This is a genomic window from Neoakkermansia glycaniphila, assembly GCF_900097105.1.
GTDB classification, from domain to species: domain Bacteria; phylum Verrucomicrobiota; class Verrucomicrobiia; order Verrucomicrobiales; family Akkermansiaceae; genus Akkermansia; species Akkermansia glycaniphila.
Genome location: NZ_LT629973.1, coordinates 1,308,756 through 1,335,046, shown reverse-complemented (window position 1 = coordinate 1,335,046; position 26,291 = coordinate 1,308,756). Strand labels below are relative to the sequence as shown.

The following is a 26,291-nucleotide window of genomic DNA, read 5'->3' as shown; positions in this document are numbered from 1 at the left end:
GTTTTGATTTGTTCGAGTTTATGTCAGAGGCGTTGTTCGGTTCCGATGTGAGGTGGCCTGCCGAGTGGGAGGCTTTGGAGGCGGTGTGGATTTCATGGCCGCACCGGGAGGATTTGTGGCAGGGCGGTTTGGCCGAGTTGCAGGGGATTTATGCGGGGCTTGCGGCGGCGATTGCCGGGCAGGCGGAGGTGCGGATCAATGCGGCGGCAGGGTTGCATGCGGGGGTTCGCCGTGTGTTGCAGGAGCGTGGGGTGGAGAGGTTTTCTTTGTTCGATCATGCGACGAATGATGTGTGGTGCCGCGATCACGGGCCTATTTTCGTGCGGCGGAGGGATGGCGGTTTGCAGGTGACGGATTGGCAGTTCAATGCATGGGGCGGGAAGTTCGCGCCGTGGGATTTGGATAACGAGGTGCCGGAGAGGGTGGCGGAGTCGCTCGCGCTGCCGAGGTCTTCGTCGAGGCTGTTTCTGGAGGGCGGTGCGATTGAGGGGAATGGCGCGGGGCTGTTGCTGACGACGGAGGCGGTGTTGCTGAATGCGAACCGTAATCCGGAGTGGAGTAAGGCAGATGTGGAGGCGGAGCTTGGCCGGATGCTGGGTACGAAGGAGGTGTTCTGGCTGGGGCAGGGGATCGAGGGGGACGATACGGACGGGCATATCGATGATATGGTGCGGTTTGTGAAGGAGGATGCGGTGGTGTCGATTGTGGAGCCGGATGTGCATTCTCCGCATTACCGCAGTCTGGCAGAGAATAATGAGAGGCTGCAGGGGCTGCGGACGGTGTCCGGTTCCCGGGTGGAGGTGGTGCCTTTGCCGATGCCTGATCCGCTGGTGGCGGAGGATTGGCGGCTGGAGCAGTTGCCCGCGAGTTATGCGAATTTCCTGATTGTGAATGATGCGGTGCTGGTGCCGGTGTTCTGCCAGGAGCGGAATGATGACCGAGCGCTGGGGATTTTGCGCGAGTGTTTTCCCGGGAAGCAGGTGGTGGGGCTGGATGCCCGCCGTTTTGTGATCGAGGGCGGCGCGATTCATTGCGTGACGCAGCAGCAGCCGGTCGTTAGTGGAGTGTGGGAGGTGCAGGGATGATTGAGGTGGTGGATGTGCTGCTGCCTTTGCGGAAGGCGGTGAAGGAGAGCGCCTGGCTGAAGGCTGCGGCGGGGAAGCTGGGTGTTTCGCCGACGCGGATCGGTGGGGTGCGGCTGGTGAAGAGGTCGATTGATGCGCGCCGGAAGCCGATTTGCGAGTTGCTGCGGCTGGAGGTGGCGGTGGATGAGGTTTTGCCACCGGAGGAGTTGCCGCAGTGCGCCTATGCTCCAGTGGCAGGCGAGGCGAAGAGGGTGGTGATTGTGGGGTCGGGACCGGGTGGTTTGTTTGCGGCGTTGCGGTGTCTGGAGCTGGGGTTGAAGCCTGTGGTGCTGGAGCGCGGGAAGGATGTTTCTTCCCGGCGGTTCGATTTGGCTCCGCTGATGCGGGAGGGGCGCGTGATGGAGGATTCCAATTATTGTTTCGGCGAGGGCGGAGCAGGGACGTTTTCGGACGGGAAGCTGTATACTCGGGCGACGAAGCGCGGCCCGGTGCAGCAGGTGTATGAGGTTTTCGTGGCGCATGGCGCGCCGAAGGATATTCTGGTGGATGCTCATCCGCATATCGGTTCGAATTTGCTGCCGAATGTGGTGAAGGCGATGCGCGAGTCGATTTTGAAGGCTGGCGGCGAGGTGCATTTTTCGACGCGGGTTTCGGGGCTGCTTCGGTCTGCGGACGGGAAGCGGTTGTGCGGGGTGGTGTCGAGCGATGGGCGCGTGTGGGAGGGCGATGCTGTGGTTCTGGCGACGGGGCATAGTGCGCGCGATGTGTACCGGTTGTTCCATGAGGAGGGGTTGAGGCTGGAGCGGAAGCCGTTTGCCGTGGGGGTGCGTATCGAGCATCCGCAGGCGTTGATCGATGCGGCGCAGTATCATTTGCGCCCCGGCGAGGCGAGGCCGGAGCTGCTGCCTGCGGCGCGGTATGCGCTGGCGACGAAGATCGCAGAGCGCGGGGTGCATTCGTTCTGCATGTGCCCGGGCGGGTTTATCGTGCCTGCGGCGACGGAGAATGACGAGGTGGTGGTGAATGGGATGTCGCTGTCGAGGCGGAATTCGCCGTTTGCGAATTCGGGGTTCGTGGTGACGGTGGAGCCGGAGGATACGGATGCGTTCGCTGCCGAGTATGGTGTGCTGTCGGGTATTGCGTATCAGAAGGCTTTGGAGGTGGCGACTTCGCAGGCGGGAGGCGGTTTGCAGAAGGCTCCCGCCCAGCGGGTGGCGGATTTTCTGGCGGGGCGGGTGAGCGGTTCTCTGCCGGAGACGAGTTACCATCCGGGGCTTTCGCGTTGGGATTTGAATGCTTTGCTTCCGCAGGAGGTGGCATGGCGGATGCGGGAGGGGCTGAAGTTTTTCAACGGGAAGCTGCGAGGTTTTGCCGGGGAGGATGCGCTGCTGATCGGTTGCGAGACGCGGACGAGTTCTCCGGTGCGTATTCCCCGCGATGCGGAGTCGTTGCAGCATCCGGAGCTGGAGGGGTTGTTCCCCTGCGGGGAGGGTGCGGGCTATGCGGGCGGTATCGTGTCCGCCGCGCTGGATGGCCGCCGCTGTGCGGAGGCTGCCGCAGGGTGGCTCGGGAGGTAGTTTGTTGCAGGGCTGCGAGATGAGCCGGGTGGTGGCAGCGAGGTGGTGAAAGTTTGAGGGAGTATGTTGCGTATCCTTGTCTGTATGCAAGGCAAGGGTTCGGTTTTTTTCCGTTTTTCGTTTGTGCTTTCCGGCCGTTCGGCGGTGTGGTGGGTGTTGGCGTTTTTCCTCCTGTTTGCCGTTCCGGGATGGAGCCGTGAGGTTCTGCCTCTTTCGGGAGATTGGCAGCTTTCTTTCACTCCGGACAAGAAGGAGGATACGGTTGTTTTACCGGGTACCATGGATGAATGGGGCAAGGGGAACGCCAATACGAATCGCAGCGAGACGAAGCATTTGTCCCGCCTTGTGACGTTTGAGGGAGAAGCCCGGTACAGGAAGGAGGTTCTGATTCCGGAGTCTTTCAAGGATAAGAGGGTTTTCCTTCATCTGGAAAGGACGAAGTATACGAGCGTTTTTGTTGACGGGCATGAGGCAGGGACATGCAATTTGCTGCAAACTCCGCATCGTTACGATCTGACGGGGTTTTTGACCCCCGGGGTGCATACGATTACGGTTGTTGTCGATAACAGGAAGAGCCACTATCCCGGCGGCGTGGGCAATTCCCATGCTTTGGTCGAGCATACACAGACGAACTGGAACGGGATACTCGGCGAGATTTTTCTGGAAGCCCGTCCTTCCGCTCTGGTTGAATCTGCCATGGTTTTTCCTCGTCCGGAGGACGATGCGGTGCGTGTGCGGTTGAGGCTGAGGAATTACGGGGAGGCGCGTCCGGCCCGGATCGAGCTGCAGGCGGTGCCCGGTTCTGCGGAGGCCAGCCGCCCGGCGGGGATGTCTCGCGATTTGGCTTTGAAACCGGGGCTCAATGAGGTGGTTCTGGAGTATCCGATGGGGAAAGATTCTCTGCTCTGGAGCGAGTTTTCACCCGCTCTTTATGTGATGTCGTGCCGGCTGGAGGCCGGAGGCGAGTCGGATGAGAATAAGACGGCGTTCGGTATGAGGAGGTTTTCCACGTCCGGCACACATTTCTGCATCAACGGGAAGAAGACGTTTCTCCGGGGCAAGCACGATGCCTGTGTTTTCCCGTTGACGGGGTATGCGCCGATGGATAAGGAGGCATGGTTGAAGTATTTGAGGAAGTTGTCGTCGTATGGCATCAATTATGTGCGGTTCCATTCGTGGACTCCTCCGAAGGCGGCTTTTGAGGCGGCGGACGAGCTGGGGATGTATCTTCAACCGGAGATTCCCTATTGGGGCGGCGTGGACGGTTCCAATAAGGAGTTGATGGATTTTTACCGGCGCGAGGGCGCGGCTTTGATCGAAGCCTATTCTTCCCATCCTTCGTTCGTGATGTTTGCTCTCGGTAATGAGCTGGGAGGCTCCGGCGAGGCAATGCGCGCCATTATCGACGGTTACAGAGGTTTGAATGCCGATGTTCTGTATTCTTTCGGGTCCAATAATAATCTGGGCCGCGACGGGTACCAGAAGGGGGAGGATTTTCTGACGACCTGCCGAATCGGAAGGGATGAGAATCGAAATTTCGAGAATCATGTGCGGTCGTCTTTTTCTTTTGCCGATGCCGAGCATGGCGGTATTCTGAACGGGGTGTATCCTTCGACGAGGATTACTTACGAGAAGGCTCTTGCCGGATGCCCCGTTCCCGTGATCGGGCATGAGACGGGGCAGTTCCAGGTTTATCCGGATTATCGGGAGATGGAGAAGTATAAAGGTGTGCTTCGTCCGTGGAATTTGCAGGTGTTCAAGGAGCGCCTTGAGAAAGCGAAGATGGGGGATTTGGTGGAGGCGTTCCACCGGGCGTCGGGTGAATGGGCCGCGCAGTGCTACAAGGCGGATATTGAGCTGGCAATCAGGACGCCGGGGTTCGGCGGGTTCCAAATGCTGGATTTGCAGGATTTCCCCGGTCAGGGTTCGGCGCTGGTGGGTTTGCTGGATGCATTCATGGATAGCAAGGGGATTATGGAGGGCGAGGAGTTTTCCGGGTTTTGCCATGCGGTCGTTCCGCTGGCTTTGTTCGATAAGTTTACGTGGACGAATGCCGAAGATTTGGCGTTTGATGTGCAGGTGGCCAATTACGGGGCGGATGCCTTGCATTCCTCTTTGCTCTGGAAGCTTGCGGATGCGAGTGGCAAGGTGGTGAAGGAAGGCCGTGCCGAGGTGCGTGCCGGCCAGGGAGAGTTGAGCCCGCTTTCACATGTGGCGGTTCCTCTGGACGGGATCGACAGGCCTTCCATGCTGACGCTTACTCTCAGGCTTGAGGGTGAATCGCGCGAAAACAGGTATCATTTGTGGGTTTACCCCGAGCGGAAGGAGGAGGTGAAGCCGGTGAGTTGCGAGGTGGCTACCCGAATGGACGATGCGATGTTGAAGCGGTTGAGCGAGGGCACGGCCGTGTTGTGGTTCCCGGATCACCGGGATGTGGCCGATATGTCCGTCGGCGGTATGGCTACGCCCGATTATTGGAATTTCGCGATGTTCAAGGGTATTTCGGAGGGGATGAACAAGCCCGTTTCTCCCGGTACGCTGTCTTTGCTGATGGATCCGGAGCATTCGTTGTTCAAGGAGTTTCCGACGGAGGGGCATACGGATTGGCAATGGTGGAGTATTGTCAACAATTCGCGGCCTTTTATTCTCGATGCTGCTCCGGAAGGTTTGCGTCCGGTGATCCGGATGGTGGATAATGTGGAGCGCAATCACAGGCTGGGGCTCGTGTTTGAATTGTCCGTGGGGAAGGGCAGGCTGCTGGTTTGCATGGCCGATCCGGCGGCTCTTCTTGATAAGCCGGAGGGGAGGCAGTTCCGTGCTGCTCTGATTTGTTATGCCGATTCGGAGGATTTTCGGCCGGAGTTCAGGTGTTCGCCCGAGGAGTTGAAGCGCATTTTTTCGCAAAAAGCTTTTTCTCCGGATATTATCAAGGTGGAGAATGCGACGGATTACAAGGATCAGGCGCCCAAGTGACGGTTTTCTCTGCGGTAAGCGGGGGTGTCGCTATGCCTGCTTGTCGGCGGGCGGTTCGTTGCCGGTTTTCAGGCGGCGGGCGATGAAGGCGAATTCGGCGAGGTAGAGCCACGCGACGGCAAGGAGAAAGAGGAGGGCGAGCGCCTGTTCCCATCCTTCGGTCCAACCGTATGCGGCCGGCAGGGCGATGGTGGCGGTGATTCTGAAGAGAGGTTTCTTCAAGGCTTTCAGGATGTAGGCCAGCAGCAGGGCAAGCAAGGAGAGGATGAAGCCGAAGATGGCGATTTCCGGTTCGGGGGGCGCTTCTGATGAGAGGATGCTGTTCACATAGAATAGGATGCCGAGGAGGATGGAGTTGATCCAGAAGCAGATCGGAGTAAAGAGGATGATCACGGGATCGGGTGGGTGGGGGAGGGGTAGATGAGAACGGGCCGTTCCGACATGCGGAGCGGCCCTGAAAATGGAGTGGCGGGAAGGGCCGGTTATTTGTAGGAGGCTTCCTGCGTGATGGTGATGTTGGGGTAGCTGACGGTTTCTCCGGGTTTGAGGTTGCTGGTCATGGTGCCTTGGGCTGTCCAGACTCTTGCGGTTTTGTCTTCCTTGGTGAAGGTGAGTTCGTAGGTGCGGACTTCCGCTTCGGTGGCTTCGTTGTCCGGGTCGTTCGTGATGAAGCGGCTGCGGATGACGAGGGTGGCTGTGCCGGGTTCGCCGACTTTGTGGACGACGGGAGTGTAGGTGTACGAGCCGTCGTTGCTGCCGGCAGCTTTGCCGAAGGTGACGTATCCGTTCGTCGTGAAGGTGTAGACGGTTTGGCCGTCGCTGTTGAAGTCCATGGTGGTGTAGGCCATGGGGACGAGCGGGTTCGGGGCCTGCGGGGCGTCGGTGGTGGGTACGGTGGCGTTGTTGGAGTCGCTGCCGCAGGAGGTGTAGAGGGCGGCGGTGAGCGCGAGGCAGAGGGTGGTGGCGAGAGTCTTGAACATGTTAGTTGATGGATTGTTTGTCAAATGGATCGGGAGACGAAAGAGCCGCTATCTAGTTAGCATGGCAGGCCCCTTCCTGTCAACTCCAAATTCCAGTTCCGGCGCGGAGGCTGCGTTCCAGTTCTGCGATGGTGGTGCAGAGAGGAGCTCCTGTAGTCAACAGGTCGTCGGTGAGGGCATAGCCCCAGGAGACGAGGGTGAGAGCCGTGCCGGCGTTTTGGGCCGTGTGTGCATCGTGCAGGGAGTCGCCGACCATGGTGATTGCGGAAGGTGCCGTTTTCCAAGTGGCGGCGATGTGCAGCAGGGATGAGGGGTCGGGTTTGCGCGGGTATTGGGGCGTGTAGCCCATGACGGGTGCGAAGGGGATGGCAGGGAAGAGGTGTTTGACGAGGGGGGCGGTGACGATGTGCGGTTTGTTGGAGAGGACGGCGAGACGGTTTCCTTCGGCGGCGAGGCGTTCCAGCATGGCGGGTATGCCTTCGTAGGGGACGGTGCCTTGCTGCCATGTGTGCGGGTATTCGCGCATGAAGGCTTGCAGGAGGGCGTCGATGGAGGCTGGGAGGTTTTGTTCGTCTGCCGGAAGGGCATCGGCGCAGAGCCGCCGCGCTCCGCGACCGACGAGGGTGCGGATGTGCCGGGTGGTATGGGCGGGTTTTTCGAGGGATTCAAGCGCGCGGTTCAAGGCGAGGGCGATGCCGGGCAGGGAGTCGACGAGGGTGCCGTCGAGGTCGAAGACGATGTGGTTCATGGCCCGTCAGTGGCAGAATCCGCGTTCGGATGTTTCCAGGAATTGTACCATGCGGAGGAGGCAGGGGTTGGTTCCGTATTTGGGGTCGGCCTTGAGTGTGGCGATGGCTTCGCTGAGGTGGGCGGAGCCTTTGAGGAAGATTTTTTTGTAGCACTGTTTGAGCGCTTTGATGTCGTCTTCTGCGAAGCCCCGGCGGGAGAGGCCGATGGTGTTGATGGCCCGGACGGTTGCGGGGTGACCTTCGACGATGGTGAAGGGCGGGACGTCCTGCGGGACGCGTGCAACGCCGCCGACGAGGGAGTGTTCTCCGATGCGGACGAACTGGTGGATGGCGGCGCATCCGGAGAGGATGGCGTAGTCGCCTATCTGGACATGGCCTGCCGCAGCGGCGAAGCCGGAGAGGATGACGTGGTCGCCGACGATGCAGTCGTGGCCGATGTGGGAGTTGATGAGGAAGAGGTTGTTGCTGCCGATGACGGTTTTGTCTCCCGGGCTGGTGGCGCGGTTGATGTTGCAGTTTTCGCGGAAGGTGTTGTTGTCTCCGACGACGAGCCAGGTGGGTTCTCCGCTGTATTTGAGGTCCTGGGAGCGGAGGCCGATGACGGCGAAGGGGTAGAAGATGTTGCCTTTGCCGAAGGTGGAGGGGCCTTCCAAGACGACATGGCTGTGGAGGATGCATCCCGGGCCGAGGGTGACGTTGGGGCCGACGACGCAGAAGGGGCCGATTTGGACGTCGTCTGCCAGTTTTGCGGTGGGATGGATGACTGCCGAAGGATGTATGTCTGCCATGACTCGCCCAGTATGCCGCAGCAGGATGGAATTTCAAGGCTAAAGTGAGCGGTGCGTGATGCTTGCGGGGGCAGGTGAACGGGATGGGGAGTATGGAGGGATGCGTATGACAGTTTTACGGTTTTACATTTTGACGTTTTTCAAAATAATAAATCCGTTGCATATGTCCGAATGTTCTTGTTCAGAGGCTGTTTGTTCTTCCACAGTCAGGGAGGTTGAAGCGTTGGCCGGCGTGTTCAAGGCGCTGGGTCATCCCGTGCGCCTGATGATGGTGGAGATGCTGATGGATGGGGAGCGGTGCGTGTGCGAGCTGCAGAGCGGTTCGGGCAGGGATATGTCGACGATTTCGAGCCATTTGAATGTGCTGAAGCAGCATGGAGTGGTCGTGTGCGAGCAACGAGGGAAGAATGTGTATTATGCTTTGGCCTGTCCCTGCCTGGAGAATGTTTTTTCGTGCCTGAAGGGTTCGATTGCGCGCAGGTGAAGCAGGGATAGTGGAGGCAAAGACGATTTTTAGATCCAAACAATTTTAGATTTATCAAAATATCAATCAATAATCATATGAATACAATTCAGGTATATGGGCCGGGATGCGCGAAATGCGCATCGCTGGCGGAGGTGACGAAGCAGGCCGTGCAGGAGCTTCAATGGGATGTGCCGGTGAAGAAGGTGACCGATCCGATGCTGTTTGCCTCCGCCGGAGTTTTGGTGACTCCTGCACTGGTGATGAACGGCAAGGTGCTGCTTTCCGGCAAGGTGCCTTCTGTGGAGGCTGTGAAGGGTTTGCTGCAGGAGGCCGATGGCGCTTGCCAGCAGGGCGGGTGCTGCGGCAGCCGGGAGGAGAAGGCCGAGTCTTCCGGCGGTTGTGCCTGCAGCGGCGGTTGCGACAGGAAGGAGCCGGCCGAATCTGCGGGTGGATGCGGTTGCGGAGAGGGTGGATGCTGTGGCGGAGGCAAGCCGGGCTGCGGCGGGTGGAAGAAGGCTGTTGTCTGGATAGCGGCCGTGCTGGTTCTTCTGGCTGTCGTGAAGCTGGTGAACAGGAGCGGCAAGGAGTCTGCCGGGGCTGATACCGTTGCAGTGCCCGTGATGCAGGAGGGGGTAGAGGCGGTGTATTACCAGTATGGGGCGCGTTGTCCTACCTGCGTGAAGATGGAGGGGTGGATCAAGGAGGCGCTGGAAGGGAGTTTTGCCGATGCCCTGAAGGATGGGCGTCTTGTTTTCCGCTCGATTCCGGCGGATGCGGAGACGGTGCGCCATTACGGGATGACGACGAAGTCTTTGATCGTGAGCAACAGGAAGCAGGGCAAGGAGGCCGATTGGAAGAATCTTGAGCGTATTTGGGATTTGAACGGTGATGAAGCCGCATTCAAGGAGTATGTGGTTCAGGAGGTTCGGAAGCAGGTGGACGGGGTGAAATAGGGTTTTTTTCGAACGGGAGAGGTTCAAGGGTATGGACTGGCAGTTGTTGTCTTTGCTGGGTGTCGGAGTGGCGGCGGCGGTGTCTCCGTGTCCGCTGGCGACGAATGTGGCCGCCCTTGGCTTTATCTCGCAGGATATGGCTTCGCGGAGGATGTCGCTGATCGCGTCGGCCTGTTATACGCTTGGGCGCGTGCTTGCCTATGTGCTGGCAGGTTTGCTTGTGAGCCAGGGGCTGGCTTCCGCGCCGATGCTTTCGTTCTGGATGCAGGAGGAGCTTCCTGTGTATCTCGGCCCTGTGATGATGGCGGCGGGGCTGGTGATTCTGGGGTTTGTGCCGTTTTTTTCGTTCGGGAAGAAGCCGGATGGGGAAACGGCCCGCAGGATGGTGAGGCGGACGGGGGCTTTTGGTGCGCTGGTTCTCGGCTTTCTGTTTGCGCTGGCGATGTGTCCGCCTTCCGCCGCTCTGTTTTTCGGAACGGCCGTGCCTTGGGCGGCACAGGCCGGGAGTGAGGGGGCATGGCTCGGTATTTCCCTGTTCGGGGTGGGTACGGCTCTGCCTGTGGTCGTGTTTTCCCTGCTGTTCGTGTTCAGTGCGCGAAGGGCTGCTGCCGTGATGCGGCATATGCCGAAGATTCAGCAGGTGATGAAGGCGGCGACGGGGTGGTTTTTCCTCGGTCTCGGTGTGTATTGGCTGTTCAGCCGTATTTTGCTTGTTTAGTTTTAGTTTGTTTTATGATTCAGGATTTTGCAGATTGGCTGGTTTTTTCGGTTCTGGAGTTTTCGCCGGGCACGAGGCTTGGGGAAGCGGTGAATTTTTTCGTGTACGATACGGTGAAGATTCTTTTCCTGTTGTACGCGATCAGCCTTGTGATGGGTGTGGTGAATGCGTATTTCCCGGTGGATCGCATTCGCGTGTTTCTGACGACGCGCAAGTTGTACGGGTTGCAGTATTTTTTTGCGGCTTTGTTCGGGGCGGTGACGCCTTTTTGTTCCTGTTCGTCGATTCCGCTGTTTATCGGGTTTGTGAAGGGTGGGATTCCCCTTGGCGTGACGTTTGCCTTTCTGATTACGTCGCCTCTGGTGAATGAGGTGGCCATTGCGATGTTTCTCGGCGTTTTCGGTTGGGAGGTGACGGCGATTTACGCGGTGTCGGGCGTGGTGCTGGGGATGGTGGGAGGTGCGGTTTTGCAGAGGTTCAGGCTGGAGAGGTTTCTGTCTCCATGGGTGAAGGATTTATTGAGCCAGTCCGAACGGGAGAGCGCCGCATGGGAGAAGAAGCATGTGCCGTTCAAGGATCGTTTGCCCGAGATTGCTTCCGATGCATGGGGTATCGTGAAGGGTGTTGTGCTGTATGTGGTGATCGGGATTGCGGTGGGTGCGGGGATTCACGGTTATGTGCCGGAGGGCTTTTTCGAGCAGTATCTGGGTGCGGAGAGCTGGTGGGGTGTGCCTGCCGCCGTGTTGTGCGGGGTGCCGATGTATGCGAATGCTGCGGGTATCGTGCCTGTGATTCAGGTGTTCGTGGCGAAGGGGATTCCGATCGGTACGGCTTTGGCGTTCATGATGGCGACGGTGGGGCTTTCTCTGCCGGAGGCGATTTTGCTGAAGAAGGTGATGACGTGGAAGCTGATCGGGATTTTTTTCGCGACGGTGTCTTTGCTCATCGTGTTTTCGGGCTATCTTTTCAATTTTCTGATGTGATGATATATATACTGATTCTTTGTACAGGCAATTCGTGCCGGAGCCAGATGGCCGAGGCTTTCGCCAGACGGGCGTTTTCCGAAGAGGTGGAGGTGTTTTCCGCCGGGATCGAGAAGCACGGGCTAAATCCTTTCATGCTGCGCGTGATGAAGGAGGCCGGTTTCGGGATGGAGGGGCATTTTTCCAAGACGGTGGAGGAGCTGCCTGCCGTGGAATGGGATGCTGTGGTGACGGTATGCGGCCACGCTGCGGAGAATTGCCCGTATTTGCCGGCCCGGAGGCATGTGCATCTGCCGTTCGACGATCCGCCCGCTTTGTCGCGAGGGATTGCGGTCGAGGAAGAGGTGCTCGCGGTGTATCGGAGGGTGCGCGACGAGATTGCCGCCGCGATGGCGAAGCCCGGAGTGTGGCTGCCCAGTTGGGACGAATGCGGAAGCGAGGAGGCGCTGCTATGAACCGAATGTTTGCCCGAGCTGCCCTTTCATGCTTTCGATGTGAGCCATGAAGTCGGGCATCCACGGCATGAAGAGCCATCCGATGGCTTCCATGAGGATGAAGATGAGTACGGCGGCGATGAGGATGCGTTCCATCCGGGCGGGAGGCGTGACGAGGGGGAGGGTTTGCAGCCTTTGATCCCACATGGTGATGCCTCGTTTGCGGAGGGACCACCACGAGAGGAGCATCATGATGGGGGTGAAGATGGTGAGGACAAGCCCCATGCCGAAGATGTATACCTGTATGCTGCGCGTGAGGGAGGTGCCAAGGCCGAGTTTTTTCTCTTCAAAGGTGACGACGCGTATGCCGAGCAACCATTTGCCGGGCGTGGTGCTCCAGCGGGAGATGAGCCATGCTTCAATGAGGAACATGGGAGCCCATGCGATGGGTGAGACGAAGGTTTGGTGGAAGCCGACGCTGCAGAGGCGCAGAATGGAGAGCGCGATGACGGCGTAGATCAGGAGGTCCAGTACGCGGGCCCAGAGGCGGAGGACAGGTGCCGGTACGGCAAAGATGCGGGTGGTTTTGTCGATGGCGGCGACGGGGGGCTGGGCATCCGCCGGGAGGTCATGCGGGATGGGAGGGAGTTCCGGATATTCTTCCGACGGTTCGAGGGGGTGGAAGTAGCTGGAGAGGGCCGGCAGTTCGTGCATGGGCAGCCATTTGGAACAGCCTTTGTGCCAGCCTTTGGTTTCCGGTGTGATGTCTCCGGCTTCGAGAAGGGAGATGATTTCGGCTACGGAGATGGGGCCTTTGCGCTGCTTGTTTTCGATCCAGTAGATTTCCATGGTGTTTGTGTCGCGTCTTGATTGCCGGGAGGTTGGGCGCGTCCGGCAGTCCGGCGGCAGGCTGCGGCGAGTGGCCGCCAGTTGTGCGATTGTCGCAACTGGCGGTTGTGTTGTCAAGGTTGCAGCGCGTGCGTCAGGAGGTGGGGTCGCGCAGGATGCCGATGAAGTAGGGGGTGGTTTCGGGGTCGAGGTCGGCGATGATCCAGATGAAGGGGCGGTCGGCCTTGAAGTGGGGTGGAAGTTTGGGGGTCACAGGTTCTCCTATGTAGTATGCATCCATGCCGAGGGCTGTGGCGGCGGCGGCTTCGACTCCTTCTTCCTTCATTTCAAACCATGTGTTTTGTTTGACGAAGGCGATGCAGAGCGGTGTGCCGGAGATGCCGGAGAAGTCGGCCTTGGCAGGGTTGAATGCATGAGGCATGCCCGTGGCTGCGAGGCCGTCGGCGAGGTCGCTGTCGTACGCGGTTTTGAATTTGGGGATGTCGATCTGTACGGTTTGCGGATGTTCTTTGGCGAGCGATGAGCGGATGTTTTGCAGGGCGGCCGGGGTGAGTGAGGAGAGGTATTTGCCGATGGAGATGCCTTTTTTCGGGAGGATGGCGATCATGCATGCCTCTTTTTTGTCCAGATGCTGCTGGAAGGGAATGGCGACGATTTCGCAGTCGGGGCGGGCGATGTAGCGGACATCGTAGGTGTCATTCATCATGGAGCAGGGGACGGTGCGGCCCGTTTCGAGGCGGAAATCCTGTTCGATCGTGTTTTCCGGCAGGAAGGGGTGTTGCCATTTTGCCTGGGTGTAGACGGTGTTGATGAGGATGAGGCTGGTCAGGGGTGTGATGTCCTGAGGGGTGAGGAGTTGGGTGATGCGGCCTTTCGTTTGGTCGGAGACCCATTGGTTGATGTCGGTGCTGGCCTGGGCGGGGTTGGCGGCGAAGTTGATTGGGGTGACGCTGCCTTTGGGCAGGCCGGCTTTGTATTCAGGCTTCAGGGAGATGTGGCTGGATGTGTAGGCGCGGTTGGCTATTTCAAGGGGTAGCGAGGTGTTGTGCGTCTGTTGATTGAGTTGGTTGATGGAGCCGATGGTGCGGTCGATTTGTCGGAGGGTTTCGCCTCTCGCTCCGGGGCGTACAAGGGCGAGAGCCATGGAGGCGGAGCAGGGGGAGAGGCAGAGGTTCTGCCGTTCCTGTTTGGCGAGATGGAGGAAGAGGTCGAGGCCGTATTGGGGTTTGTGGGCGGCTGCCGTGTAGGCCGGGCCGTTTTCCGGGTTGGGGAGTTGGGGGAGCGGTGGCGGCGATTGCGCGGCTTTTTCGGATGGTTTTTGATCCGTGGCGCAGGAGGCGATGCAGAGGGTTGCCAGCAGAGTGGCGGTGAATGAGTGGCGATGTTTCATGTTGATCCGGTTACTGAGGTCGGTTAATTGGCGGTGTCCGGCGTGCAGAGCGTGCCGATGAAGTAGGGAGTGGTTTCGGGGTCGAGGTCGGCGATGATCCAGATGAAGGGGCGGTCGGCCTTGAAGTGGGGCGGATGTTTCGGCTCCGGGGCAGGAGCGCATTGATAGGCCATGGAGAATGCGGTGGATGCCGTTGCCGTGACTCCCTCTTCACTCATTTCAAAGGAGCATTTTTGCAGGATCTGTTCTATGGCGAGAGGGGTGGCGGTAGCTATCATGCCGGAGAAGTCGGCTTTTACGGGGTCGAAGGCATCGGGCATTCCAGTGGAAGCCAGCGCTGCGGAGAGGTCGGAGGAGGATTCGAGTTTGAATTTGGGGATGTCGAGTTTGACGATGTCCGGCTGCACGGTTGCGAGCGATGTGCGGATGTTTTGCAGGGCAGCCGGGGTGAGTGTGGCGAGGTATTGGCGGATGGGTATGCCTTTGGCCGGGAGGATGGCGATGAGGCAGGACGGTTGTTTGTCCTGCCGGTGCTGGAATGGGATGGCGATGGCTTCGCAATCGGGCAGGGACAGGTACCGGTAGCTGTGTGTGTCGTGCAGGGTGGGGCAGGGGAAGGGAGAGCCTTGTTCGGGATGGAAAGTCTGGTTCCATGTGTCCGTTTTGTCGAATGGATGTGCCCATTCCGCTTTGGTGTAGATGGCGTTGACGAGCGCCATTCTGGTGAGCGGCGTGATGCTGTTCGGCGGCAGGAGGCTGCCGATGTGGCCGTGCGTGCGCCGGGTGACCCATTTGTTGATGGCGGTGCTTTCACGGTCAGGGCTGTCGATGAAGTCGGCTTCCAGATAGCTTGCGGCAGGCAGGGCCTGTTTGTAGGAGGGGGCCGGTTCCAGTGTCTTTTCGATGCAGATGAGGTTGGCGATTTCGAGGGGAAGGGATGTGGTGCGTGTTTGGGCGGCGAGGTTGCCGATGCTGCCGATGGTGCGGTCGATTTGGCGGAGGGTTTCACCGCGCGCGCCGGGCCGGGCAAGGGCTATGGCCGCGTGTGCGGCATAGGGAGAGAAGCAGAGGTTGTCCGGCTGTTCGCCGGCAAGGCGGAGAAAGAGGTCGAACCCGAGGGGTGTTGGCTGGGCGTCGGCAGTGCAGGCGGGGCTTTGGGCGGGATCGGGGAGCAGGGGTTGTGTGGATGGCGGTTCGGTTGTCGTGCAGGCGGCGAGGCAGGTTGCCGTCAGGATGGATAGGGTGCGGTGAAGGAGGGGATGCATGAGGCGAAGAGATGTTGCGATTAGCGGGCGGGGGTGTAGAGTGTGCCGATGAAGTAGGGGGTGGTTTCGGGGTCGAGGTCGGCGATGATCCAGATGAAGGGGCTGTCGAATCGAACGGCGGATGGGATGAGGCTTTTTTCTGCGATCAGGGCTGTGGCTGCGGCGGCTTCGATGCCTTTTTCATTCATTTCAAAGTAGGTTTTCTGGAGTATTTTGGCGATGTGGAGTGGCGGCCGGCTGTCGGTGATGCCGGAGAGGTTCGCTTTGTTGCGGTCGCATGCATCGGGTATTCCTGTTTTTGCGAATGCGGCGGTGAGGTCGGTTGAGGTTTCCGTTTGGAATTTGGGGATTTCAAGGAGGGTTTTCCGGGGTGTGGCGGTTGCGAGTTGTTGACGGATGGTTCGAATGTCGGCGGGGGTGAGGGTGGAGAGGTGCTGGCTGAGGGTAGTGCCTTTTTTCGGGAGGATGGCGATGAGGCAGGTTTCCTGTTTGTCCTGCCGTTTTTTGAAGGGGATGGCGATGGCCTCGCCCATGCGGCTGTCGATGTGGCGGTAGTGTGCTGTGTGTTGCAGGGTGGGGCAGGAGGTTGTTTGGCCGTTTTCGAGGTGGAAGGGTTTGTCTGCGGTTTTTGCGGGGTTGAAGGGGTGTTCCCATTCGGCTTTGGTGTAGATGGCGTTGATGAGCGCCATTCTGGTGAGCGGCGTGATGACGTTCGGAGGGATGATGTTTAGGATGCGTCCGTGGGTGCGGTCGGCTGTCCATCGGTTGATGGTTGTGCGTTCGAGGTCGGGGTGGTTGATGAAGTCGGCCGAGAGGTAGCTGCCGGAAGGGAGCGCCTGTTTGTATTCCGGTTTGAGGGGCAGGGTTTGTTCGATGCAGGCGAGGTTGGCCAGTTCAAGGGGGAGGGATGTGGTGCGGGCCTGAGCGGCGAGGGTTTCGACGGGGCCGATGGTGCGGTCGATTTGCCGGAGGGTTTCGCCGCGTGCGCCGGGGCGTACAAGGGCGAGGGCGGTATGGGCGGAGTAGGGAGAGAGGCAGATGTTTTTCTGTTTTTGCCGGGCGACGTGGAGGAAGAGGTCGAGGCCGTGCTGGGGGGCGTGGCCGGAGGCTGTGTAGGCGGGGCCGCTGTTCGGGTGGGGCAGGTTGGGTTCGGGGTTGGGTGTGTCGGCAGGCGTGCAGGCGTTGATGATGCACAGGGCGGTGATGCAGGAGATGAAGCGAAGGGTAAACATGATGGCGGATGGATTCGGTGTTGTTTGTAATAACGCGTGAAGTGGGGATGCGTCCGAATTTTCGCCCGTTTTAATGAAATTTTATGCAGATCAGGTTGTGCGGCTGCCTGAGTTTTGATGGATGCGGTGGGCGAGGTCGAGAGTTTCGCGGGCGTGCGGGATGTTTTCGAATCGGTGTTCGGCGGCAGAGGTGTGGTCTCCCTGGTCGGTGTAGGCGAAGCGGATGGTGCCGCTTCCGTCCGGGAGGAGTTGGAGGAGGGTGCTTTGGAGGGTGGTGTAGTTCCACTCGATGGTTTTTGTTTTTCGTTTGCCGAGTTGGATGGTGAGGATGCGTGCCGTGGTAAGTGCATAGGCGATGCGGCGCATCCGGGCGCGGCGTATCCACGGAGCGGACATAAAGCCCAAGCCGACAAGAAAGAACAGGATGACGAAGGCAAGACCGGGGATGGACGCCGAGTTTGTGAGCACGTGGATGAGGATGCCGCCGGAGAAGGATGCCCAGCCGATGCCGAAGATGGTGATGGGCGCGGTGCGGACGAAGGAGAGTCGGTTGCGGGGGCGGCCGGTCCAGAGTAGGGTTTCTCCGGGGTATAGGCGTTGGGAGACGGTTTCCCGATCGGCTTCCGATATGCCGTGGCGATGCGTGGGTTCCGGCTGTTGTCCGTGGAGAGGTTGGGCGCGGTATGCGGCTGCGCGGAGGAGGCAGGATGATGCGAGTTCGGGGTTGTCGGTTCGGAAGAAGCCTCGCTTGATGGTTTGTGTTCTGTCGCCGTCGTCGTGTTCCTGGATGCCGAGGATGATGTCTCCCCGACCGCGGCGGCGTTTGCGGATGGTGTGCCGGACGAGTTCGGGGCCGCTCCATTCGGCTATGGTGGTTTGGCTGGACGTTCGGCGGATCAGGATCGCCCGGCGGTCGGTGACGGCGCAAAGGCCTGCGTTTTCATATCGCTTATGAAAGGCCTGGCAGTACATGCCGATGCCTGCGGCGATGAAGGGGACGAAGAAGCCGAGGAAGATGATGCGGGGTACAAGGCCCAGCGTTTCGCTGTCAGGTTCTGGGTGTTTGTGTGTGAAGGTTTGAATGTACACGGAGAGTACCCATCCGATGATTGCACAGAAGAGGGTGGCGAAGATGACGAGAAGGAGAGGGCCGCCGATGAAGCGGGCAGGCCGTGAGATGCCGCTCCAGAGGATGGTTTCGTCCGGGGCGAGGTGATGCCGGAGGATGTCCGGAACGGGCGCAGTGGTGGCGGGTTGTTGCGCCATGGTGTAGATGGCTCGGTTCAGGAGGATGTTTCGCCGGACGGCGTGCGGCTGTCGTTCGCGGCGGCCAGTTGGCGGGCAAGGATGCAGGTGTTGCGGATGTCCGGGATGTTGTCGATGGTGAAGGTGTTGGTCATTCCACCGGCTTTGGCGATGGTGTAGTCGAGGTCGAGGGTGCCGGAGCCGTCCGGGCGGATGCGCAGGCGAGCGCTTTCAAAGGCGGAGTAGCTGTGTGTTTGGATGGAAGGGGAGCGCCATCCGGGGTTGTAGCGGATGATTCGCCTGTCTGTAAGGAGGTCGTATTGCCGGCGGGCATAGGCCCAATAGATCCAGGGCGAGCTGAGGGTCAGCGGGCCAATGAGGAAGAAGAGTGCGACGACGAAGAGCGGCATGTCGCCTTCGATCCGGTTCGCTGGTGTGAGAAGGAGAGCCGTGAATCCTGCGGTCCAGAGTAGGCCGAAGATGAAGAAGAAGCCCGTTGCATCGTTGAAGATGCGTGGTTTACGCTGGACGATCCAGCGGATCGTTTCACCGGGGGAGAGGAGGTTTTCGATGTTTTGGCGCGTGGCGCGACTGGTGGAGCGGGGCCATTCCGGAAGAGGCGGTTCAGTGGCGGGAGGGGGCGGTGCGGTTGGCGTTGCCTGTCTGAGGAGGGTGGCGATTTGTTCGGGGTTGTCGATGCCGTGGAAGCCGTCGGCGATGATGCGGGTGCCGTTTTTTCTGCGCAATACCCTGATGCCAAGTATGATGTCTCCTCTATTACCTCGGCGAGGGCGGATGTCGGGCATGGAGAGGTGTTCGCCGCTCCATTCGGTGAGGATGACGGTTCCGCGCGATCGGCGGATGAGGAGTGCGCGGTGGCTGGTGACGGCGCAGACGCCGCTATGGGTGCGGCTTTCCTGCAAGGCGAACCAGAAGAGCACATATCCTACGCCGATGAAGGGGAGCAGGAAGGAGGTGATGATGAGGCTGTTTATGTCGCCCTGTGCCAATGCCGACTGCCAGACGGAAGATGCACCCAGGAAGAAGAGGAGGGTGCCGCACCAGAAGACGGCGACGATGAAGATCGCGATGCTGTGGGCGGTGAAGATGCGAGGGCGTGCCGGGGCGGCCCAGAGGAGTTGTTCTCCGGGTTCGAGTTCGACGAACCGTTGCTGTTCCCGCGTGAGGAGGACGGGCTGGTTCATGGAGAGAGGTTGGAGGTGAGGGAGGAAGGCGGCCGCATCAGCTGGCGCGGAGGGCTTTGGAGGGGTCCTGCCGGGAGACGACGAGGGCGGGTACGACGGAGGCGACGGTGACCATGATGAAGGCGTAGATGCCTTGTTTGGCGATTTCGACGGGGTCGATGGAGCAGGGTATCTGGATGCCGTGCGCCTGCATGGGGAAGGGGTCGAGGCCCATGCCTGCGAGGAAGCCCTGGATTTCGATGCGGTAGTGGAGGACGAGGAGGGCGAGGATGATGCCGAGGATGGCACCGGAGATGCCGATGATGACGCCCTGCCACAGGAAGACGCGCATGATTTTGGAGGGGGTGGCGCCGAGCGCCTGGAGGACGGCGATTTCACGCCTGCGCTGCATGGAGACGGTGAACATGACGGCCATGATGCAGAAGGCGGAGATGAGGGCGATGAAGGAGAGGACGAAGCTCATCATGGTGCGTTCGTTGGCGATGAGCTGGAACCATTCGCGGAAGCTTTCGGTCCACGGAGAGAGTTCCCAGGCGCTGCCGGCGGGGAGGGCGGGGAGGCTTTGGAGGATGGGGGCGGCGAGCTGGTCGAGGTTGTACGGGTCTTCTGTGCGGATGGCGATGCCCTGTACATCGTCGTTCTGGAAGCCGAGGAGTTCCTGCCCGATGGGAAGGGGGATGAAGAGTGCCGGGCCGGGCATGTTTTCCGTGGGCTGGTAGATGCCGATGACGGTGAGGTCTTTCGGCATGATGAGGGAGCGGATGTTTTTGATGGAGGCGATGTTTTCCTTTTCGACGCTGTTGTCGCGGAGGTTGGCGAGGTGCTGTTCCCATGCGGTGCGGAGGGAGCGTTCAAAGTAGACGATGCCCGAGTTTTTCTGTTTGCCTTCGATGCCGGAGCGGATGATTTCGTTCAGCGCGTCGAGTTCGTTCAGTTCGACGGGGCGCAGGGCGGGAGCGGAGTCGTTTTCCCCATCGAAGGCGGCGCGAAGTTTGCGGTAGGTTTCCTGGACGGCGGTTTTGGGGACGGCAAGCCATTGCGCGGGTGTGTGGCGCAGCAGGGCGGAGTAGCGGGTTTCCGCGTAGTCGGCGACGGTTGGCGGGAGGAAGGCGGATGCGCTGCCCCTCATGCCGCTGAGGACGAGGCCGGAGTAGTGCAGGGTGGTTTCGGCGAGGTGGTTCCGGAAGTTGCCGGTGATGCCGGATGGGTTTTCGGTCTGTGACCAGAGGCTGTCGAGGGCGGGAAGGAGGTCGGCGTCTTCCTGTGTGGCGAGAGGTTTTTCGTTGCCGATCTGGGTGTAGGTTTCGATGACCTGGTCGGTGTCTCCGACGGGGGTGATGCGGATGGTGTCTCCGATGCCGACGCCGAGTCCCTTGGCGGTGATGGCGGAGATGACGGTTTTTTCGCCAAGGTCGAGGTCGAAGGTGCCTTGTTTGATGAGGGGGCGCAAGGCGTTCATCTGTTCTTCGTTTTCAGTGTCGATGGCGCGGAAGGTGCAGGTCTGGCGCGATTTGTCGGACTGGACGAAGGATTGGTTTTCAAGCTGGGCGTAGGCGGAGGTGACTCCGGGAACTTTCCGGGCGCGTTCGACGAGTTCCTGCCAGCCGGAGATGGTGGTGCGCGCGCCGTCGTTGTAGTAGGAGACGAGGTAGTGCGGGGTGAAGGCGAGGACGCTGCTTTCCATTTGTTTTTGCAGGCCGCTCATGACGGAGAGGACGACGATGAGGACGGTGACTCCGAGTGCGACGCCGGCAAGGCAGATGAGGGTGATGATGGAGAACATGGTGCGCAGCGGGTTGAGGTACCGCAGGGCAAGCATGAGGCTCAGGTGGCGTCGGAGGTGTTTTTTCATGTCAAGGCGCGGGGTGATGATGCCTGAATGTGTGGCGGTTTCCAAGTATAATTCCGGTCAGTTGCGGGGAAGGTTCCTGTTTTTGCCGGATGATGCGGGGATGAAGTGTGTCTGCGATGCGCGGTTGGTATATATTGCTGTTGCCGTTCGTCCGGGGGTGTGGCATGGTTGAGCCATGCCGTTTTGGACGACAGTGGGCCGGAATTACTATGTTCGCAGGCTTTGGCCTTTCGTGCTGGTGTATTTCGTGTACGAGCTGCTGGAGGTGGGTATTCTGGCGTGGTTGCACCGTGGGGATATCGATTGGGGGTTTGTGGCGGTTTTGAGGCTGCTGGGCAATTTGGCGGTGGAGTCCTCTTCTTCCCTTTTGTTTCTGCTGGTGCCTTTTTTGCTGTATTTGCTGGCGTTGCCGCGCGCATTCCATGGAGGGAAGACGGATAGGGTGGTGACAACGGTGCTGTTCGCTCTGTTCTGCCTGGTGAATTGCTGCGAGGAGGTGGCGGAGGTGTGTACGGAGGATATGTTTTCCTTTTATTCGCTGAAGTTCTGGCAGTCTCCGAAGGAGGCATGGCCGCATTTCGGCGATGTGTTTCCGTTGTGGCCTTCGGCGCTGTGCGTGGTTGGAGGTGTTGGGGCTGCGTTGGCCGTTTTTCGGAAGAGGCTGGTTTGCAGGGATGGCGTGCCGCATGTGGCGGTGAGGGTTGTGGTGCCTTTGTTCGCGGCGGCGGGGGCGTTCGTGCTGTCGTGGATGAATGACGATATGGCGGGGGCGTCTCCCGATAATATGGAGCTGGCCAAGGACGGGATGTTTACGCTGTTCGGCGATGTGTTTGCGGTGACTCCGCTGCCGAATTTGCATACGATTTTTGCTTTTCCGGTGATGTGGGCGTCCGGGCTGGCTTTGCTGGGGCTTGGGGCGTTCGTCGTAACCCGGTGGTTTGGTGTGGAGAGGGGCAGGCTGGCCTGTTTCGGCAGGGGGTGGTGCGAGCGATTGAAGGCGGTTTTGCATGTGAGGTCCGATTTCGCCCTGTGGCTGCTTGTCGTGCTGGCGGGGGTGCTGCTGGTGCGGGTGGTGAGTATGGGGGCCTATCCGCTGATGGATACGACGGAGGCCCGCTATGCGGAGATGTCGCGCAAGATGATCGAGTCGGGGAACTGGCTGGTGCCGATGTTCGATTACGGTGTGCCGTTCTGGGGGAAGCCGCCGCTTTCGTTCTGGGCAAGCGCGGCGACGATGGAGGTGGCGGGCGTGACTGCATGGGGAGCGCGGCTGGCGCCGTTTCTGGCAGCGGTGGCGATCGGTGCGTTGTTTTTCGTGTGGCCTTTCCGGTCGGATAGGAGGGAGAAGGCTCTGGCCTGTTTTGTGGTGCTGGCGACGTGCGGGCTGGGGTTTGTGGCGGCTGGGGCGGTGATGACGGATGAGTTTCTGGCGCTGGGTACGATGTTGGCTATGGTGGCTTTCTGGAAGGCGGTTTCGGAGCCTGTTCCGAGGCCGGTGTGGGGTTTTTTGATGTTTGCGGGTTTGGCGGTCGGGCTGTTGAGCAAGGGGCCGCTGTGCCTTGTGCTGGCCGGGTTGCCGATTTTTCTGTGGACGCTGTGGTTCCGGAAGTGGCGGACGGTGTGGGAGAGGGTTCCGTGGGTGCGGGGGACGGTGCTGATGCTGGGGCTGAGCCTGCCGTGGTATTTGCTGGCGGAGCGGGCGTTCCCCGGTTTTCTGGATTATTTTATCGTGGGCGAGCATTTCGAGAGGTTCGTGGTGAAGGGGTGGCAGGGGGATTTGTACGGTTCCGGGCATGCGACTCCTTTGGGGATGATCTGGGTGTACGGGGTGACGATGTTTTTGCCGTGGTCTCTGGTGCTGCCGTTTCTGTGGTTTCGTGCGCGGGGGGTGTCTGCGCGGCAGCCGGGTGAGGCGGAGGAGTCGGTTTTCCTGTGGCTCTGGGGGTTGGCTCCGCTGCTGTTTTTCTCGGTGGCGAAGAATATTCTTCCGGCGTATGTGCTGCCCGGCCTGCCTGCGCTGGCGATGCTGGTGGTGCGGTATGCGTGGAGGGCGGATGTGCAGTACCGGGGTGCGCGGTATGTGCTGTTTCTGCCGTGTGCGGTGTTTGCCGTGATTGCGTTTTTCCTGTTCGGGGGAGGGTTCGGGCATTTGGAGTACAGGTGCCAGAAGGATGTGCTGGCCGCATGGGACGGGCGTTCGCCGCTGTATTACTGGGATGGCGAGAAGGTGCCGTATTCGGCGCAGTTTTATTCGGGGGGCAAGGCTGTGGAGCTGAAGCCGGGCGTGCCCGTCCCTCCGGTTCGTGAGGGCGGGAGGGTGTTTCTGGCGATGAAGGAGGCGGATTACGAGCGGTTCCGCGCGGAGCTGCCGGGATGGCGGCGTGTGTCGGAGGGCCGCCGTTATGTGCTGCTTGTTTCTCCGGAAGGGGGTGGGATGAAGTCGGTTTCGGCGGGGAGGGTCGGGAGTTGACTTGGCCGGGGTGCTGCCGCTATAATAGGTTTTTCCGATGAAGAAGAAGGTTTTGAGAGCCGTTTTGCGGTGGAGTTTGACGATTTGCATTCTGGCGGTTGCCTGGGTGGGGATTGATTGGGGGGTGAGCGCGTATATCGGCAGGTTGTGGAATGTGGAGATTTCCCGCGAGTATGGGCCGACGTGGTCGGGTGAGCAGATTTTTCTGGAGGTGTCGCGTGCCGAAGGGCTCAGCGCGTACAGGTGCGGGATGCCTTCGCGGGGGATTGTGACGTATTTCGATTCGAATTCGTGGCTGCGGCCGGGGCTGATGATCCGCCGGGGGAGTGTCCGGGAGGGGAAGGTGGAGCCGAATGAGAATGGTGATGTGTTTATGGTGCAGAGGGTTTTGGACGTGAACGGGATGTTTTTCTACATGGGCAGTCCGTATCAGGTGAAGGAAGTGTATGTGAGGGAGTGAGGGTTGCATTGCGGGTTTTGATTGACCGGGCGGCGGTTTGGTGGTATGGACGCGGGCGTGATGCCGGAAGGAGGTTCAAGGATTCGCAGGGTGATGGTGGTTGTGCTGGCTGCGCTGTTTCTGGCGCAGCTCGGGAATAGCCTGTACGATTTGATTTTCAGCAATTATTTGCGGGATGTGCAGCATTTGGATGCGGAGCAGCGCGGGTTTCTGGAGTTGCCCCGCGAGTTGCCGGGGATTTTGTCGCTGGTGGCGGTGGGTGCGCTGTTTTTCCTGAATGAGGTGAAGTTGACGTCGGTGGCGTGTCTGCTGGCGGCTTTGGGGTGTGTCGGGCTGATGCATACGGATGCTTCGTCCGGGCTTTGGGTGCTTTCGGGCTGGGTGATGACGGTGAGTCTGGGGCAGCATATTCTGATCGGGACGATCGATTCGATCGTGATGCATACGGCAAGACCGGAGAATCGGAGTATGCGGCTGGGGCAGATGCGGGCGCTGGGTACGGCGGCGATGTTGTGCGCTTCCGGGTTTGTTTGGCTGAAGTGGCAGTTCAATGATTCGTTCCGCGTGGATTACTGGGTGCTGACGGCTGTGTTTCTAGCGGCGATGGCGGCTTTGTGGATGATTAAGGCGCCGGAGTTTCCGCGCCGGAAGAGCTGGCGGGAGAGTTTCGTGTTCCGGCGCGAGTATAAGGTGTATTATTGTCTGGAGATGCTGCACGGGGTGCGGAAGCAGCTTTACCTGACGTTCGGGTTCTGGCTGATGGTGAGTACGCTGGGGCAGTCGCCGGAGAGGATCGGGATGATTCTGTTGATCGCCGGGGTGATCGGGCTGGGTACGCAGCCGCTGATCGGGTGGTGTATCAAGAGGTACGGGGAACGGAGGGTGACGATTTTCGATAGTATCGCCCTGTCGTTCCTGTGTTTGGCGTATGCGTTCGCTCCGGAGCTGCTGCCGCGCGGCTGGGCCGTGGGGGTGGTGGGGGCCTGTTTCGTGCTGGATAATTTGCTGTTTGCGATGGGGATGGCCCGGACGACGTATGTGGCCCGTATGTGCGGCGACCGCCGCGAGGATATTACGCCGAGTATTTATACGGGGATTGCGGTGAATCACGTGGCTTCGATTGCCTACGGGGTGCTTGGGGGGCTGATCTGGATGTATACGGGCGGGCCGCAGGCGGTGTTTCTGATCGGCGGTCTTGCGACGGTGGGTGCGGGGCTGGTGGCGAGGAAGATGAGGTAAGAGTGCAGAGCGAATAGGTAATAGTTACCTGTCTGCGAGGTTGTAGATGGCGAGGACGTCGTTGGCGTCGAGTTTTTGCAGGCCGCCGATGGGGCCGCGGACGCTGACGGCCTGTGCGGCCATTTCCGCAAAGTGGTCGGCAGGGATGCCGAGCTGGCGCATGGTGGTGGGCAGGCCCATTTCCTCATAGTAGGCTTCGAGGCGGCGGATGGCTTCGAGGATGGCGGTTTCGGGTTGCCTCGGCGGGATGGTGACGCCCATGACTCGTTCGGCGAATTGGAGGAAGATGGGGATGTGGTTTTTGTAGATGTAGCGCATCCATGCAGGGGTGACGACGGCGAGGCCCGCGCCGTGCGGGACGTCGTAGCGGGCGCTGAGTTCGTGTTCCATGGCGTGGCAGGCCCAGTCCTGTTCGCGGCCGAGGCCGAGGAGGTTGTTGTGGGCGATGGTGCCGGAGAAGGCGAGTTCGGCCCAGGGGTCGTATTGCCGGAGGCCACCGTGGCGGAGGAGGCGGGCGTTGTTGATGATGGTGCGGAGGGTGGCTTCGCAGAGGGCGTCGGTGAGGTCGGTGTGCGGGGTGTTGGTGAAGTAGCGTTCGAAGATGTGGCTCATCATGTCGCACGCGCCGTAGGCGAGCTGGTTTTCGGGGAGGGTGTAGAAGAGTTCGGGGTTGACGATGCTGAAGACGGGGCGTAGCTGTGGATCGCCGTAGCCGAGTTTGCGTTTTGTGGCTGTGCAGGTGATGACGCTGTTGGGGCTGCTTTCGCTGCCTGCCGCCGGGATGGTGAGGACGGTGGCGACGCGGAGGGGGGTGAAGTCGGCGGGTTGTTTGGAGATGTAGTATTCCCAGACGTCGCCGGAGGAGGGAGCGCCGAGGGCGATGGCTTTGGCGGAGTCGATGACGCTGCCGCCGCCGACTGCGAGGATGAAGGGGATGGCGTGCCGGCGGCACAGGGTGATGCCTTCGCGGACGAGGTCGAGGGTGGGGTTGGGCTGGACTCCGCCGAGTTCGTGGATTTCGATGCCGGCTTCCTGCAGAGAGCGGATTATTTCTTCGTAGAGGCCGGAGCGTTTGATGCTGCCGCCTCCGTAGTGCAGGAGGATTTTGCCGGCATGGGGTTTGATGTGCTGGCCGACGGTGTGCTGGGTGCCTTTGCCGAAGATGATGTCCGTGTGGTTGCTGTAGGTGAAATTGAGCATGGCGGGTGCGAGTCGTTCGTAGTCAGAGTAGCACGGTGCGGTGGTTTTTCAAAGCGCCGGGTGCGGCATGTGCCGGGCTTGGTCCTGTTTTGAGAAAAGGAAGAAGAATGGTCGTGTTTTTTGATGTTTGTCAATGATTTCGATTTTTTTGCTGGTCGTTTCGCGTTGTTTGTGATAC

At 59.9% G+C, this 26,291-nt stretch carries 23 protein-coding genes; 11 read left to right on the top strand and 12 right to left on the bottom strand.

The annotated features are described in order from the left end of the window. Positions 1-20 precede the first annotated feature (20 nt). The 3 genes from PYTT_RS05640 (at position 21) to PYTT_RS05630 (ending at position 5,635) form a co-directional block, all read left to right on the top strand. The gene (locus PYTT_RS05640; protein WP_067776206.1) at positions 21-1,085 is read left to right on the top strand and encodes an agmatine deiminase family protein; all 1,065 of its coding nucleotides are present in this window, start codon (positions 21-23) and stop codon (positions 1,083-1,085) included. Then, a complete protein-coding gene (locus PYTT_RS05635; RefSeq protein WP_067776245.1) occupies positions 1,082-2,662 on the top strand; it encodes an NAD(P)/FAD-dependent oxidoreductase in 1,581 nt (526 codons plus the stop codon). The genes PYTT_RS05640 and PYTT_RS05635 overlap by 4 nt, the downstream gene beginning before the upstream one ends. 63 nt (positions 2,663-2,725) lie before the next feature. Next, positions 2,726-5,635 carry a DUF8487 domain-containing protein gene (locus PYTT_RS05630; protein WP_071133315.1) on the top strand — a complete coding sequence of 970 codons (2,910 nt, stop codon included), beginning with the start codon at positions 2,726-2,728 and terminating at the stop codon, positions 5,633-5,635. Between the two features lie 30 nt (positions 5,636-5,665). On the opposite strand, the gene PYTT_RS05625 is transcribed toward PYTT_RS05630, so the two are convergent. The 4 genes from PYTT_RS05625 to lpxA all read right to left on the bottom strand — a co-directional run bounded on the left by PYTT_RS05625 (position 5,666) and on the right by lpxA (position 8,152). After that, positions 5,666-6,028, bottom strand: coding sequence for a hypothetical protein (locus PYTT_RS05625; RefSeq protein WP_067776212.1), 363 nt, complete (start codon positions 6,026-6,028; stop codon positions 5,666-5,668). Between the two features lie 89 nt (positions 6,029-6,117). Continuing rightward, positions 6,118-6,615: a hypothetical protein gene (locus PYTT_RS05620; protein WP_067774181.1), complete on the bottom strand. Its 498-nt coding sequence runs from the start codon at positions 6,613-6,615 to the stop codon at positions 6,118-6,120. A 79-nt stretch (positions 6,616-6,694) separates the two neighbouring features. Further along, a complete protein-coding gene (locus PYTT_RS05615) occupies positions 6,695-7,363 on the bottom strand; it encodes an HAD family hydrolase (RefSeq protein WP_067774178.1) in 669 nt (222 codons plus the stop codon). A gap of 6 nt (positions 7,364-7,369) precedes the next feature. Continuing rightward, positions 7,370-8,152 carry an acyl-ACP--UDP-N-acetylglucosamine O-acyltransferase gene (lpxA, locus tag PYTT_RS05610; protein ID WP_067774175.1) on the bottom strand — a complete coding sequence of 261 codons (783 nt, stop codon included), beginning with the start codon at positions 8,150-8,152 and terminating at the stop codon, positions 7,370-7,372. A 163-nt stretch (positions 8,153-8,315) separates the two neighbouring features. On the opposite strand from lpxA, the gene PYTT_RS05605 reads away from it, so the two are divergent. The 5 genes from PYTT_RS05605 (at position 8,316) to PYTT_RS05585 (ending at position 11,727) form a co-directional block, all read left to right on the top strand. Beyond that, complete coding sequence (locus tag PYTT_RS05605) at positions 8,316-8,636, top strand: ArsR/SmtB family transcription factor (RefSeq protein ID WP_067774195.1); 321 nt, start codon at positions 8,316-8,318, stop codon at positions 8,634-8,636. Positions 8,637-8,713: 77 nt separating this feature from the next. Then, entirely contained in the window at positions 8,714-9,571 is an 858-nt protein-coding gene (locus tag PYTT_RS05600; protein ID WP_067774172.1) for an MTH895/ArsE family thioredoxin-like protein, read from the top strand. Positions 9,572-9,602: 31 nt separating this feature from the next. Then, positions 9,603-10,289 (top strand): urease accessory protein UreH domain-containing protein, encoded by a 687-nt coding sequence (locus PYTT_RS05595; protein WP_067774169.1) that lies wholly within the window; start codon positions 9,603-9,605, stop codon positions 10,287-10,289. A gap of 14 nt (positions 10,290-10,303) precedes the next feature. Next, positions 10,304-11,272: a permease gene (locus PYTT_RS05590; protein WP_067774166.1), complete on the top strand. Its 969-nt coding sequence runs from the start codon at positions 10,304-10,306 to the stop codon at positions 11,270-11,272. Beyond that, positions 11,272-11,727, top strand: coding sequence for an arsenate reductase ArsC (locus PYTT_RS05585; protein ID WP_067774163.1), 456 nt, complete (start codon positions 11,272-11,274; stop codon positions 11,725-11,727). The genes PYTT_RS05590 and PYTT_RS05585 overlap by 1 nt, the downstream gene beginning before the upstream one ends. Here the strand turns inward: PYTT_RS05585 and PYTT_RS05580 are convergent. The 7 genes from PYTT_RS05580 to PYTT_RS05550 all read right to left on the bottom strand — a co-directional run bounded on the left by PYTT_RS05580 (position 11,722) and on the right by PYTT_RS05550 (position 20,744). Next, the gene (locus PYTT_RS05580) at positions 11,722-12,672 is read right to left on the bottom strand and encodes an RDD family protein (protein WP_141675751.1); all 951 of its coding nucleotides are present in this window, start codon (positions 12,670-12,672) and stop codon (positions 11,722-11,724) included. The genes PYTT_RS05585 and PYTT_RS05580 overlap by 6 nt on opposite strands. A gap of 16 nt (positions 12,673-12,688) precedes the next feature. Further along, positions 12,689-13,945: a serpin family protein gene (locus PYTT_RS05575; RefSeq protein WP_067774158.1), complete on the bottom strand. Its 1,257-nt coding sequence runs from the start codon at positions 13,943-13,945 to the stop codon at positions 12,689-12,691. A 23-nt stretch (positions 13,946-13,968) separates the two neighbouring features. Then, positions 13,969-15,210 (bottom strand): serpin family protein, encoded by a 1,242-nt coding sequence (locus PYTT_RS05570; RefSeq protein WP_067774155.1) that lies wholly within the window; start codon positions 15,208-15,210, stop codon positions 13,969-13,971. Between the two features lie 20 nt (positions 15,211-15,230). Beyond that, entirely contained in the window at positions 15,231-16,442 is a 1,212-nt protein-coding gene (locus tag PYTT_RS05565; protein WP_067774152.1) for a serpin family protein, read from the bottom strand. 90 nt (positions 16,443-16,532) lie between these two features. Next, positions 16,533-17,708 (bottom strand): hypothetical protein, encoded by a 1,176-nt coding sequence (locus tag PYTT_RS05560; protein WP_067774149.1) that lies wholly within the window; start codon positions 17,706-17,708, stop codon positions 16,533-16,535. Positions 17,709-17,725: 17 nt separating this feature from the next. Then, the gene (locus PYTT_RS05555; RefSeq protein WP_067774146.1) at positions 17,726-18,892 is read right to left on the bottom strand and encodes a hypothetical protein; all 1,167 of its coding nucleotides are present in this window, start codon (positions 18,890-18,892) and stop codon (positions 17,726-17,728) included. A gap of 37 nt (positions 18,893-18,929) precedes the next feature. Continuing rightward, positions 18,930-20,744 carry an ABC transporter permease gene (locus PYTT_RS05550; RefSeq protein ID WP_141675750.1) on the bottom strand — a complete coding sequence of 605 codons (1,815 nt, stop codon included), beginning with the start codon at positions 20,742-20,744 and terminating at the stop codon, positions 18,930-18,932. A 175-nt stretch (positions 20,745-20,919) separates the two neighbouring features. Here PYTT_RS05550 and PYTT_RS05545 point away from each other — a divergent pair, with 175 nt between their 5' ends. The 3 genes from PYTT_RS05545 to PYTT_RS05535 are packed head-to-tail and all read left to right on the top strand — an operon-like array spanning position 20,920 to position 24,913. After that, positions 20,920-23,214, top strand: a complete 2,295-nt coding sequence (locus tag PYTT_RS05545) for an ArnT family glycosyltransferase (protein WP_067774140.1) — start codon at positions 20,920-20,922, stop codon at positions 23,212-23,214. 37 nt (positions 23,215-23,251) lie between these two features. Further along, a complete protein-coding gene (locus tag PYTT_RS05540; protein ID WP_067774138.1) occupies positions 23,252-23,674 on the top strand; it encodes a hypothetical protein in 423 nt (140 codons plus the stop codon). Positions 23,675-23,719: 45 nt separating this feature from the next. After that, on the top strand, positions 23,720-24,913 hold the full coding sequence (locus tag PYTT_RS05535) for an MFS transporter (protein ID WP_067774135.1): 1,194 nt from the start codon (positions 23,720-23,722) through the stop codon (positions 24,911-24,913). 24 nt (positions 24,914-24,937) lie between these two features. Here the strand turns inward: PYTT_RS05535 and PYTT_RS05530 are convergent, their stop codons facing one another. Continuing rightward, positions 24,938-26,113: an iron-containing alcohol dehydrogenase gene (locus PYTT_RS05530; protein ID WP_067774132.1), complete on the bottom strand. Its 1,176-nt coding sequence runs from the start codon at positions 26,111-26,113 to the stop codon at positions 24,938-24,940. Positions 26,114-26,291 lie beyond the last annotated feature (178 nt).

Bases quoted from the DNA above. Each gene is read 5' to 3' on its own strand.
- PYTT_RS05640 (WP_067776206.1), top strand. From the start codon at position 21: ATGTCAGAGGCGTTGTTCGGTTCCGATGTGAGGTGGCCTGCCGAGTGG.
- PYTT_RS05635 (WP_067776245.1), top strand. From the start codon at position 1,082: ATGATTGAGGTGGTGGATGTGCTGCTGCCTTTGCGGAAGGCGGTGAAG.
- PYTT_RS05630 (WP_071133315.1), top strand. From the start codon at position 2,726: ATGTTGCGTATCCTTGTCTGTATGCAAGGCAAGGGTTCGGTTTTTTTC.
- PYTT_RS05620 (WP_067774181.1), bottom strand. From the start codon at position 6,615: ATGTTCAAGACTCTCGCCACCACCCTCTGCCTCGCGCTCACCGCCGCC.
- PYTT_RS05615 (WP_067774178.1), bottom strand. From the start codon at position 7,363: ATGAACCACATCGTCTTCGACCTCGACGGCACCCTCGTCGACTCCCTG.
- lpxA (WP_067774175.1), bottom strand. From the start codon at position 8,152: ATGGCAGACATACATCCTTCGGCAGTCATCCATCCCACCGCAAAACTG.
- PYTT_RS05605 (WP_067774195.1), top strand. From the start codon at position 8,316: ATGTCCGAATGTTCTTGTTCAGAGGCTGTTTGTTCTTCCACAGTCAGG.
- PYTT_RS05600 (WP_067774172.1), top strand. From the start codon at position 8,714: ATGAATACAATTCAGGTATATGGGCCGGGATGCGCGAAATGCGCATCG.
- PYTT_RS05595 (WP_067774169.1), top strand. From the start codon at position 9,603: ATGGACTGGCAGTTGTTGTCTTTGCTGGGTGTCGGAGTGGCGGCGGCG.
- PYTT_RS05590 (WP_067774166.1), top strand. From the start codon at position 10,304: ATGATTCAGGATTTTGCAGATTGGCTGGTTTTTTCGGTTCTGGAGTTT.
- PYTT_RS05585 (WP_067774163.1), top strand. From the start codon at position 11,272: ATGATATATATACTGATTCTTTGTACAGGCAATTCGTGCCGGAGCCAG.
- PYTT_RS05575 (WP_067774158.1), bottom strand. From the start codon at position 13,945: ATGAAACATCGCCACTCATTCACCGCCACTCTGCTGGCAACCCTCTGC.
- PYTT_RS05570 (WP_067774155.1), bottom strand. From the start codon at position 15,210: ATGCATCCCCTCCTTCACCGCACCCTATCCATCCTGACGGCAACCTGC.
- PYTT_RS05565 (WP_067774152.1), bottom strand. From the start codon at position 16,442: ATGTTTACCCTTCGCTTCATCTCCTGCATCACCGCCCTGTGCATCATC.
- PYTT_RS05560 (WP_067774149.1), bottom strand. From the start codon at position 17,708: ATGGCGCAACAACCCGCCACCACTGCGCCCGTTCCGGACATCCTCCGG.
- PYTT_RS05555 (WP_067774146.1), bottom strand. From the start codon at position 18,892: ATGAACCAGCCCGTCCTCCTCACGCGGGAACAGCAACGGTTCGTCGAA.
- PYTT_RS05550 (WP_141675750.1), bottom strand. From the start codon at position 20,744: ATGAAAAAACACCTCCGACGCCACCTGAGCCTCATGCTTGCCCTGCGG.
- PYTT_RS05545 (WP_067774140.1), top strand. From the start codon at position 20,920: ATGCCGTTTTGGACGACAGTGGGCCGGAATTACTATGTTCGCAGGCTT.
- PYTT_RS05540 (WP_067774138.1), top strand. From the start codon at position 23,252: ATGAAGAAGAAGGTTTTGAGAGCCGTTTTGCGGTGGAGTTTGACGATT.
- PYTT_RS05535 (WP_067774135.1), top strand. From the start codon at position 23,720: ATGGACGCGGGCGTGATGCCGGAAGGAGGTTCAAGGATTCGCAGGGTG.
- PYTT_RS05530 (WP_067774132.1), bottom strand. From the start codon at position 26,113: ATGCTCAATTTCACCTACAGCAACCACACGGACATCATCTTCGGCAAA.